Origin of the sequence: Fibrobacter sp. UWR4 (genome assembly GCF_003149045.1) — a bacterium.
Lineage (GTDB): Bacteria > Fibrobacterota > Fibrobacteria > Fibrobacterales > Fibrobacteraceae > Fibrobacter.
The window spans coordinates 45,589-56,177 of the sequence record NZ_QGDU01000024.1 but is presented as its reverse complement, the minus strand read 5'-3'; the positions used below and the strand labels follow the sequence as shown (position 1 = coordinate 56,177).

General features: G+C 48.6%; 12 protein-coding genes and 1 pseudogene. 4 read left to right on the top strand and 9 right to left on the bottom strand.

The genetic code is table 11. The features are described from left to right. Positions 1-299: 299 nt before the first annotated feature. On the top strand, positions 300-701 hold the full coding sequence (locus BGX12_RS10825) for a phosphatase PAP2 family protein (protein ID WP_109736064.1): 402 nt from the start codon (positions 300-302) through the stop codon (positions 699-701). A 26-nt stretch (positions 702-727) separates the two neighbouring features. On the opposite strand, the gene BGX12_RS10820 is transcribed toward BGX12_RS10825, so the two are convergent. Further along, complete coding sequence (locus tag BGX12_RS10820) at positions 728-1,288, bottom strand: flavodoxin (RefSeq protein ID WP_233246368.1); 561 nt, start codon at positions 1,286-1,288, stop codon at positions 728-730. 171 nt (positions 1,289-1,459) lie between these two features. On the opposite strand from BGX12_RS10820, the gene BGX12_RS10815 reads away from it, so the two are divergent. The 3 genes from BGX12_RS10815 to BGX12_RS10805 all read left to right on the top strand — a co-directional run bounded on the left by BGX12_RS10815 (position 1,460) and on the right by BGX12_RS10805 (position 4,247). Continuing rightward, on the top strand, positions 1,460-1,999 hold the full coding sequence (locus BGX12_RS10815) for a nitroreductase (RefSeq protein WP_109736073.1): 540 nt from the start codon (positions 1,460-1,462) through the stop codon (positions 1,997-1,999). 144 nt (positions 2,000-2,143) lie between these two features. Then, positions 2,144-2,791 (top strand): DUF4405 domain-containing protein, encoded by a 648-nt coding sequence (locus tag BGX12_RS10810; protein ID WP_109736063.1) that lies wholly within the window; start codon positions 2,144-2,146, stop codon positions 2,789-2,791. Between the two features lie 37 nt (positions 2,792-2,828). Next, the gene (locus BGX12_RS10805) at positions 2,829-4,247 is read left to right on the top strand and encodes a flavodoxin (RefSeq protein ID WP_109736062.1); all 1,419 of its coding nucleotides are present in this window, start codon (positions 2,829-2,831) and stop codon (positions 4,245-4,247) included. Between the two features lie 55 nt (positions 4,248-4,302). On the opposite strand, the gene BGX12_RS10800 is transcribed toward BGX12_RS10805, so the two are convergent. From BGX12_RS10800 to BGX12_RS10770, 8 genes and pseudogenes are all read right to left on the bottom strand, one after another. Then, positions 4,303-4,650, bottom strand: a complete 348-nt coding sequence (locus tag BGX12_RS10800; protein WP_233246367.1) for a MerR family DNA-binding protein — start codon at positions 4,648-4,650, stop codon at positions 4,303-4,305. Positions 4,651-4,676: 26 nt separating this feature from the next. After that, positions 4,677-4,799: pseudogene (locus BGX12_RS15815) on the bottom strand (TIGR02147 family protein); the annotation flags it as partial. Positions 4,800-4,819: 20 nt separating this feature from the next. Then, a complete protein-coding gene (locus BGX12_RS10795; protein WP_233246366.1) occupies positions 4,820-6,193 on the bottom strand; it encodes an SGNH/GDSL hydrolase family protein in 1,374 nt (457 codons plus the stop codon). 113 nt (positions 6,194-6,306) lie between these two features. Further along, positions 6,307-7,566 carry a nickel pincer cofactor biosynthesis protein LarC gene (gene larC, locus BGX12_RS10790; protein ID WP_109736061.1) on the bottom strand — a complete coding sequence of 420 codons (1,260 nt, stop codon included), beginning with the start codon at positions 7,564-7,566 and terminating at the stop codon, positions 6,307-6,309. A 35-nt stretch (positions 7,567-7,601) separates the two neighbouring features. Next, on the bottom strand, positions 7,602-8,309 hold the full coding sequence (gene larB, locus BGX12_RS10785) for a nickel pincer cofactor biosynthesis protein LarB (protein ID WP_109736060.1): 708 nt from the start codon (positions 8,307-8,309) through the stop codon (positions 7,602-7,604). Positions 8,310-8,337: 28 nt separating this feature from the next. Continuing rightward, positions 8,338-9,246: a twin-arginine translocase subunit TatC gene (tatC, locus tag BGX12_RS10780; RefSeq protein WP_109736059.1), complete on the bottom strand. Its 909-nt coding sequence runs from the start codon at positions 9,244-9,246 to the stop codon at positions 8,338-8,340. A gap of 99 nt (positions 9,247-9,345) precedes the next feature. Continuing rightward, positions 9,346-9,558, bottom strand: coding sequence for a twin-arginine translocase TatA/TatE family subunit (locus BGX12_RS10775; protein WP_109736058.1), 213 nt, complete (start codon positions 9,556-9,558; stop codon positions 9,346-9,348). A gap of 44 nt (positions 9,559-9,602) precedes the next feature. Then, the gene (locus BGX12_RS10770; RefSeq protein ID WP_109736071.1) at positions 9,603-10,586 is read right to left on the bottom strand and encodes a DUF362 domain-containing protein; all 984 of its coding nucleotides are present in this window, start codon (positions 10,584-10,586) and stop codon (positions 9,603-9,605) included. Positions 10,587-10,589: the final 3 nt, after the last annotated feature.

The window sequence follows — 10,589 nt, the reverse complement described above, 5'->3', positions numbered from 1 at the left end:
TGTAGATGTAAAGATAGCCTACGAATGGGAATCGGAATCGAGAGAATCATCTAGCAAGGCTGCCTAAATGCTTCCACACATGTTGATGATGCCTCAAAAATTTAGATAATTACCATTATGCAATCATCGTCAATTAGCCAAAATCCCACAAAAAAAGCCTAACCAATCAAGACCATTTTTTTCACTTGACAGGAGGCGGGGCAACCTATCTGCTCTCCACCAATGATGTGGTTTTAAAGGTGGCTCGGTTTGCCGCTCGCTAGAACGAAACCGCATTTGGCATCGCCTTTACGCCCGGCATGATGATGGGAACCTTCTTTCCAATTCTTGTGCCCGGCTACATGTATTTCATCAGCAACAACAAGTCCCTGAACAATACTGGTGCGGTGGCAGCCCAGGCGACAGCAGTGGCATTTCTTTATAACAATATCCTGAAGGCTGTTTCTGGTCGAGCCCATCCTGATGCAGAAAATAATAGTGGGTCTCTTTCTCGGGATTTCAAGTGGGGCTTTTTCAGACGAGGTGTTTTTTACGGCTGGCCTTCGGGACATTCCATGACCAATGCCGCCCTCGCCACGAGTATCGCCAGTTACAATCGTGACAACCCCTTTGTGGTTGCCGGCTGCGGACTATTCGCCGGCTATGTGGCTACCAGCATGGTTCTTGGGGGAGAAAGGGGAGGCGCATTGGTGCAGTTCTAGTCTGCGAATGCCCAAATATCGCACCTTTACTTAATCCACTTTTCCACGTCTTTTTCGGCCTTGGACTTTTCGTTCTGGGCAACGTGACCATAAATGGCGAGACCCATAGTAACATTGGCGCCGGTCAATTTCTTAAGTCGGGCTACACCGCTGAGACCGCTACCTTCGTGAGTGACAAAAGGATGAATAGTTTTACCCTTCAGATTGTACTTTTCGAAGAAGGTTACCATGGGCATAGGCATTTCGCCCCACCACACGGGATATCCGACATAGATTTCGTCGTATTCTTCCGGATTGACACTAACCGGTTTAATTTCGGGACGGGCGTCGTTTGCCAATTCCTTTTTTGCAACCGCAATACACTCATCGTAAACCTTCGGGTATTCCTTGGCGGGTTCCACTTTCAGAAGCGTTGCGCCAGTCTTTGCCGCGATGATTTCGGCAATGATTTCTGTATTGCCTTTTTTGATGTAGCCCACACTGTAGTTTTCGTCAGCGCGAGAATAGTAGACGACTAGTTTCTTGGATTCAGCAGCCATGGCAGCCCCCATAAGGATTGTTAAAAAGATGAGGATGATCTTTTTCATTGAAACCTCTTTTTGTGCTATAATATATCACCTAGAGTTGACTCTAGGTCAAGACCTTATTTGAATAAATTTCAATTTTTTTAAAGTCGGTTATTTGAAAATGCTATTTTTATAATGAACGTGGTGCCGAATGGCCCTCGTCAAAACTTTTTCGCCATAGGTAAAGCAATGATGAACGAAACCCTGATGACTCTGGAAACTCGCCGCAGCTGCCGCAAGTTCAAGCCCGACATGATTACCGACGAGGAATTGGAAGCCGTGCTTCGCGCAGGCACATTCGCCCCTTCCGGAAAGAACCAGCAGTCTTCCATCATCATTGCCGTTACCAACAAGGAAGTCCGCGACCAGATTGCCGAAGAAAACCGCAAGATTGGCGGCTGGGAAGAAGGTTTCGATCCCTTCTATGGCGCGCCCGTCATCCTGATTGTCATCGCCGATCGCGATGCCAATAATGCTTCTGGCACCTACATCAACGATGGCAGTCTTGTTATGGGAAACCTGATGAATGCCGCAGCCAGTATCGGCCTGGGCAGCGTCTGGATCCACCGTGCCCGTCAGGAGTTCGACAGCGAATTTGGCAAGGCCCTTCTTGAAAAGCTGGGCATCAAGGGCAACTACGAAGGCATCGGCCACGTGGCATTAGGCTACCGCCAGACTCCCGAGCCCAAGGCACTCGCCCGCAAGGAAAACTACGTCTATTACATTAAATAAGTACAGATTGCGCGTCGCGGCACTTTAAAAATAATTTTCTAAAAAATGCGATGCAACCCTTGACCTAGAGCTAGCTCCAGGTCTTATATTTATGGGAAATTCTTTTGATGACCAAATCCATCGGCAGGGAATATTTGCACCTAAATGAAACGAACTGCAAAAATCATCATTGACGTATTGATGTACAGCTGCTTTCTGTACCTCATGAGTTATGGAGCCATCCATGACCTTACCAGCCATGGGTATGTGGGCATAGCTCTCTTCGTTTTATTTGTGGTTCATCATGGGATGAACTTCTGGTTTTATAGATCTATGGCCAAGGGAAAATGGAATGCCCGACGTATCGCCATGAACGTTATGGACTGGATCCTTTTCGCCCTGATGATTACCATGGCTGTCAGCTCCATTTTCATGACGGGGCTTGTTTTTGAATGGTCCCCTATGAAGGCGACGCAGACTGCTCGCGAAGTTCACTTGGCTAGTTGCTGTTGGGGCTTTATGGTGATGCTATTTCATTTAGGATTCCATCTTGACACGAAACTGGATAAGTTGGAAAATTTCTGTCGCAGCCGTATCTGGAAAATGTCATTGTTGTCTATCGCCTACGGACTGTTGATTTCTGCCGGCGTTTACGGATTTGTACAGTCCCAACTTTATGTATACATGTTCGTTACCGGCGGTTGGAAGCTGGCCGCAGAAAGCGTCTCCGCTGCAGTTTTACAGTTGCTTGGGATTTCAGCAGGCATGTGTATCATGACCCATTTGGGAATGAAACTTCTTAAAAAATCTTGATTAATCCACGAGCCTTAAAATTCGCAAAGGTCGTTTTATGAAAAAATGCGTTATTGCAATCGGCATATTCAGTCTTGTCGTTTCTGCATTTGCAGAAAGTAAGATGATGCTTGTAAAGGGCGGAATGTTTACCATGGGAAGCCCCACTACGGAACGCCAGCGTCAACTGGACGAAAAACAGCATTCCGTAACTCTCGGCGATTTTTATGTGGACGCCTACGAAGTTCAGCAAAAGGATTACGAAAAAATCACCGGCAAAAATCCCAGTACCTTTAAAGGCGGGAATCTCCCTGTTCAGAACGTCACCTACTACGACGCCATTGAATTTTGCAACGCCAAAAGTCGAGCGGAAGGTTTGCAGGAAGCCTATAGGGTCAGTCGTGGCGAATCTGGCAGGGCCCGCGACATAACTGTCACCTGGAATCGTGGTGCCAACGGCTACCGTTTGCTTACCGAGGCGGAATGGGAATACGCCAATCGTGCAGGAACTACAACAGTTTTCAGCACCGGAAACTGGAACCGCGTTGAAGACGCCAACTATTACGGAAGCTATCCGTACCTAATTGAAGAAAACTATATGCATCACACCAACAAGAATGTGGTGCCCGGCTCCGTTATTGATGAACCCGTTGCCGTTGATTCCTACAAGCCAAACGCTTTTGGATTGTACAATATGCACGGCAATGTCAGCGAATGGGTCTTTGACTACTACGGTGAATATAATGAAACGGAAAAGCTGAACCCTGCAGGACCGCGCGTTGGAATTTACCGTGTGAATCGTGGCGGTGCCTACAACGATTTTGGAAAGCACCTGAGAAGCGCCTACCGTTCTGCCACCAATCCGCTGGATAATGATCGTAATCTCGGCTTTAGAATTGCACGCAATGCAAAGTCTGGAGATGCAAATTCCGCCGCAATCATTGAAACGAAATTCAATCCCGAAATCAATGCCATCAGCATTCCAAAAAATCTGAAAATTCTCATAGCCTACTTCAGCTATTCCGGCAACACCCAAAGTGCAGCGGAATACGTTTCAAAGCAGATGAAAAAGAAGTACGGCGACGGAAATGTTGACCTTGTGGAAATCGAAATGGCAAAGCCTTACCGCGGTGGCATTTACGAAGTTACCCAAAAGGACTTGAATAGCGACGCTCGCCCTCCTCTCAGGACAAAAATCAAAGACATGTCCAAGTACAGCGTTGTCTTGCTGGGGTATCCTACCTGGTGGGCCACCATTCCCATGCCCGTATTCACCTTCCTGGAAAGCTATGATTTCAAGGGCAAGACCGTTGCCGGCTTTTCCAGCCATGGGGGCACCCGCTACGGCGACAGCGTTTCTGACTTAAACAAGAAACTGCAGAAAAGCTATGTAGGGTTCCCCTTTGAATTCTACTACAGCGGCGGAAGAGACCTGAATTCTCGTATAGATCGCTGGCTGAAAAGTAACGGCCTTTAAAAAAAGTCCCGGGCGTTGCCCAGGATTTTTTGTTTGTGAAAACTTGATTCGTCTGCTATTTGTCGGTGAAATGATTAGCCGGCGACTTTCTTGTCAAAATCATCCGGAGAGTCAAAGAGCTTTTTTTCAGGCGCATGATGGTCTTGTCGTTGTCGGCAGCGGCGAGACTTCCCAACTTGAGGGCTGTGGTGTACAAGGTTTCCTTGAAGGTGATCTTGTTCATCACGGTCTGCATGCGGGCCATTTCTGCTTCCAGGGCCTTACGGCGGTTCTGGAAAAGTTCAAGACGCTGTTGAAGGGTAGAATCTCTCTGACGGAACCATTCGATGTACTGGCGGATTTCCTTAATCTGGAGGCCGGAATCCTTGAGGCATTCAAACGACCACGAATCACATTCAGACAATAGGAGGATGTCTTGAAACCGGCCTTCGCCGCAAAAAAACGGTGAGAAAATACAGCACTTTGATTTTTCTGCTCTTCAAAATAATCCTGCAGAAACTTACGATAATCATCGTATTCAAAGAGACGTTCAATCACTTTACTTGCGGCCATAGGTCCATCCAGCAGAAAATTTACTTCACCGTAACTTTCGTCGTGTAGGAAACTCCTGCGGCGCGAATGACAACAAAGTAATTTCCATTGGGCAAATTGCGATTTGTAACCGCATGGCCCATGGCGTCCATCACCGTAATGTCTGCGGAACTATTCACATTGGAAACGGTGATCGCCTTGTCCGCCACGCGAACCTGGGGTACAGCAAAATGGGCGTTCTTGAATTTGCGAGCATCAAGACCTTCGGAGCCTTCGCCTGCATTTTCACCTTCATAAAGAGGGGCTACAGCCTCGGCCCACAAACGATGCATACTGGCAGCGCCCTTTTCGTTAGGATGAACACCATCAGTAGAAGAAAGTTCTTCCGGATGCTTGGAGAAGTAATCAAAGAAATCCGGACCCTTGGGCAAATTATTCTTTGTAGTCAATTCATCAATGGCATCTAGGTAACCTTGGTAAACCTGCCACTTGGCAACTTCAGGATTGGTAGCAATCATGCGGGCAATAATCGGAGTAACACCACTTCTCTTTGCCACATCGATAATATCCTGCATGTTGCTTGCAAAGTGTTCAACGTTCCATCCAGTCTCATCACCCCAGGCATCGTTGGTTCCCATTTCAATGGCCCAGTACTTCACGTTGCTCACATATTCAGTATAAGAGGAAAGACCGTCGATAATGCCGTCGGTATTCACGCAGCCGATACCACCGCGAAGCATTGCCGGGTAGTAATCCGGATAGCGAGCGTGAATCAACTGTGCAAAATTGGAGTCAACTTCAATGGATTTCATGCCCATCTGACTGATGCTCGTGCCCATAAAGAACCAAGTGTCGTTTCCGCCATTGCTAATATCGTATGCGCCCACTTCTTCAAGATTTTTCACAGGAGATTCAGCGACTATCCTGAACCAGGATTTCCCGGCAAAGTCGATGGCCATACCGCGGGACATGGCGCCGCTCTCGCCGACTTCCGCAGCAACTTCCCAATCGCCGTCCACACCGTTGGTGGAATTGGCAGAAGTCATGATCTTGAAATTTTGCAGAGACGCATCAGCCTTAGGGTTGTGCTGGCAAGAAGCCGCATGCACATACTGGTCGCCAATCCAGGCTTCGTCACCGCGGGTTTCCCAAGTCACGAAAAGTTTGGTGGGACCCTCCCCCACATTCAATGCGAAATCAGATGCAGAAGCCACCTGATTAAAATCCAGATGGCCGTCGGTATAAACTTCCGGCTTCCAGTTGGAATTTACAGCACCGCCCACATAAAGGTTCTTACCCATGCTCACATTAGGATTTGCCGTAATTGCAAAAGCAGAGGTCGCAGCGCCAAAGGCAACTGCTACAAAAATTGCACCGAAATTCGATGAACCAACACCTTGAAAAATTTTTCTCATATCACCATCTCCATAAACACAAGGTTAAATTACCCTATTTCGGAAGGCAATGCACCTTTTTTTTTCGATGGTGAGAACAAAACGTAGAGAAAGTCTCAACCAGCCGCCTGATTTTACCTTTTTGCAGCTTCTGAAACTTCGCGGAAGGTAACGCCAGCCTTTTCGGCAACTTCCTTCACGCTTTCGAATTCGGGTTTACACTTTTCGATGTCGCCCAGTTTGCACTTCTTGACTTTCACTGTTCCATAGGGAGTTTCTACGTCGGCAAAAGTCCGTCCCATACAGGTGCGGGTGACGGGATAACGACGGATGCCCACCGTATTCGTGTGACGCAAAATGGCGGTTTCCACCTGGGGAAGCTTTTCGCTATCCGCAAGAGCGTGAAGAACGACGGCCGGGCGGTTCTTCTTCATGTAGCACGGAACAAAGTAAACGTCCTTGGCTCCAGCTTCGAAAATCTTGTCCATGGCAAGACCCAGTTCTTCGGGACTCTGGTCATCGATATTGCATTCCACCATGAAGACTTCATCACCCCCGCGATTTTCATCTTCAACACTTTCGATGATTTGGGCACGCAGGAAATTGGCTCGACCGAAATCGCGTTTGCCAAGTCCGATGCCGGATTTCAAAATCTTGTAACTCACAGGAAGTTTTTCGCAGGTACGGATAGCGGCTACCACGCCGATTCCTGTGGGAGTTACCATCTCGCCTTTGGTATCTGTTATGTGGAGCGCGATGCCTGCGGATTCTGCAATGCTTGCCACCGCAGGAACAGGAATCGGGAGCATTCCATGCTGGGTCTGCACAAATCCGGAACCTTCGTTAAGGCCCGTCACCACCACTTGAGAAACGCCTTGAGTTTCCTGCAGGTCTTCTACCAAAATAGCCACCGCCATGATATCCACGATGGAGTCAATGGCACCTACTTCGTGAAAATGGACATCTTCTACTGCAACGCCGTGAGCCTTCGCCTCGGCCTGGGCAATCATCAAAAAAATTTTCTTGGCTAGGGCAAGGGCGTTCTGGGAAAGGGTACCATGGCTAGCCACATGTTCCAAGATACCGTAGCATTCCTTCAGGTGGCGGTGCTCATGGGAATGATGATGTTCATGGTGATGTTCTACGTAGCATCCTTCATGGGCGTGAACATGATCTGCGCTTTCTTCACCATGATGGGTATGAACGTGAACATCAAAGGTTGCCCCGGCAATACTGTAAGAATTACCACGACCGAAATGGCAGTGCATTTCCTCAAGATGCATGCTGTTGATGGCGGCATCCAGCTTTTCACGGGAAGCACCCAGGTCCAACAAGGCGGCAACAGTCATGTCGCCACTAATTCCGCAAGATCCATCCAGATAAAGATATTTCATAAAATCAAAATTCCGCGAGCTACGCCGCACTAAAGTTATTTGATGTTCAGCATTCTAACGGCACTCACTGCCGCACCAAAACCATTGTCAATGTTCACCACGGAAACGCCTTCGGCACAGGTATTCAACATGGTCAAAAGCGGAGCCACGCCCTGAAAAGAAGCGCCGTATCCAACAGACGTCGGTACAGCAATCACGGGAGCCTTGACGAGTCCAGCAATGACACCAGCCAGCGCCCCTTCCATACCAGCCACAGCGATAACCACATCCGCCTTGCGGATTTCCTCAATCTTAGAAAGCAGCCGATGGAGCCCGGCGATGCCCACATCATAATGGCGCATGACCTTGGCCCCGAAAAATTCCGCTGTCAAGGCGGCCTCTTCGGCAACGGGCAAGTCGGCAGTACCGGCACAGCAAACCGCGATGGTTCCACGATTCTTGCCTGATTTCTTTGAAGCGTTGGGAGCGGCCTTGCCTGCTTTTACAGAGATGATTTTGGCAATTTCGTTGTAACAGGCCTTCGGCATTTTCGCTCTTACAAACTCATACTGCTCGGCACTGCACTTGGTTCCAAGTACGGAACAGCCATTCTCCTCGAAAGTCTGGAGAATTTTCAGAAGTTGCTCCTTGGTTTTTCCCGCGCAGTAAATCGCCTCGGCAGTACCAGTACGCTTTTCACGGCTCACGTCCAACTTTGCAAAACCAATGTCTTCGTAACGATCATTTGCAAGAGTATTCTTCATAATCAAAATCTTAGGCAGTTTTTAAATATCAATTAGGCTTCCACTTGTCTGCGTTTCGCTCTGTTCCTACCTGATAAGGAGAGGCTGGGGCAGCAAAGTCGACATCCTCGGATTCACCAAATGTTGCGTCATGCGAATTTTGCGATTTTTTTTGCGAAAGAGAGCCTGATTCGGCCTCCACATGAACAGGCGAATTTTCTTCATTACATTCCTTGAACTGTTCGCCTTTATGTTTTCGAGCAGCAAACAAACCCGCTTCAAAAAGTAGATAGGTAGGAGCGCCCAGAATCAGCTGGCTAATAATATCCGGCGGAGTCAGCAAAGCCGCCAACACAAGGATTCCCACCACCACATAAGGGCGTGCGTGACAGACTGTTTCGTAATAAACAACGCCAGAGCGAATCAGAGCGTAAGTCACCAGCGGGAACAGGAACATGCATCCAAAAGCTAGGGAAAGCCACAAAGCCAGCGTAACGATGTTTTCCACACCGAAAATTGGCTGTAGAGTTTCGCTTTCAAAACTCATACCGAAGCGCACCACCAGCGGGAAGCAAATTCCTAGGCAGAACACCACGCCCGAAATAAAAAGCCCACTGGTCATCCACACAATGGAACGGACAAACTTCCGTTCGTTATCGTAAAGGCCCGGTAGTACAAACTTCCACAAGTTCCAGGCAATGTACGGAGAACAGATGACGCAATCCATAAGTGCCGCGATTTTTAGCTGCAGCAGGAACACTTCCATGGGAGAGAAGTAATGAAGGGTTGCGCCGCTCTGGGCAACAAGCTCTGCGCTGAACCAGTCAAGAATATAGGACGACAACAAAAACATCGGGATAATCCCGATGCCTAGCGCCACAAAACAGTGAATCAACGCCGTACGCAAGGCTTCCAGGTGAGAAACCAGCGTCTGTTCCTGAGAATCTTTACTAATCATAGTAGGAAGTAGGAAGTAGGAAGTAGGAAGTTTTATCTGGCACGCACCAGCGTGCGATTATAAAAAAAACTGTCTACCAACTACTGTCTACTAAACAGTCTAATCCTGCTGTTCCTTCTTCGCTTCTGCTTCGCCGACCTTTTCAACGGTCTTCTGCAGGTCTTCAGCTTCTTCCTTCAGGGCGTCCTTTGCCTTCTTGTATTCGTGCTGGGCACGGCCAAGAGAGCGGGCCAGTTCAGGAATGCGCTTGCCACCGAACAGGAGCAGAACAACGACAACAATCAGAATGATTTCAGGAATTCCAAGAGACATGCTAACCTCGGCACTTGTTATAGAAATTTCCGTTCAATGGAAAATTACAAAACTTCCACCAGTTTGTACTTGCGGGAACCCATCTTATGGTGTTCCATGGCGTCAAGCTGATGCAAACCTTCGCGGGATTCGATACGTTCCTTCAGGTCGGCAAGTTCCTTGGGAGGAAGCTTGTAAACCATGTCAATGCTAGCCTGGTCCACAGCCAAAATGTCGGTAGAAGCAAGGATACCGATATCGCGGCAGGTAGGTTCTGCAGCACTGGTGCCTGCACAGTCGCAGTCCACGGACATACGGCGCAGCACGTTGATGAAGCACATCTTGCCCTTGAAATGATCGCAGGTAGCCTTAGCGGAGTCGCCCATCAGTTCCATGAACTTGGCGCCCATAATCCAATCGGCAGAAGAATTTACATCGGATGTATTCAAGTGGACTTCGCGCTTACCAATCTGGCCGCCGGCGCAACCGATGGCGATGTTCTTCATGGAGCCGCCGAAGCCGCCCATGGCATGACCCTTGAAGTGGGTGAACACCACCATGGAATCGTAGTTCAGCATGTGCTTGCCTACATGCAATTCCTTGAGCCAGTAACCGTCCTTCACAGGAATGGGAGTTTCGCCATCTTCGTCCATAATGTCCACCACGGTGAACTTGGTGAAGCCATTGACTTCCAGGGCCTTGCGGTGATCGGCGGTAGTATAGCGGCCGCCTTGATACAGGGTGTTGGTCTCTACGATGGTACTGTTGGGAATAGCCTTCTGCAAGGCTTCATCCCATTCGCGGGGAATAATGTTGGGACCGTTGGGTTCGCCAGTGTGGAGCTTGATGGCCACCTTACCAGAAATATTCTGCTTCACCTTTTCGTAAAGTTTCAGAACGCCAGCGGCGCTGAGATCCTTGGTAAAATAGACGGTAGACACCTTGTCCTCCTTGGAGTTTTTTGCGGGAGCAGCGGCGTTTGCAGCACTTGTAAGACCAGCCACAGCAACGGCACCTGCAGAAGCCTTCAGAAAATCACGACGATCCATAAC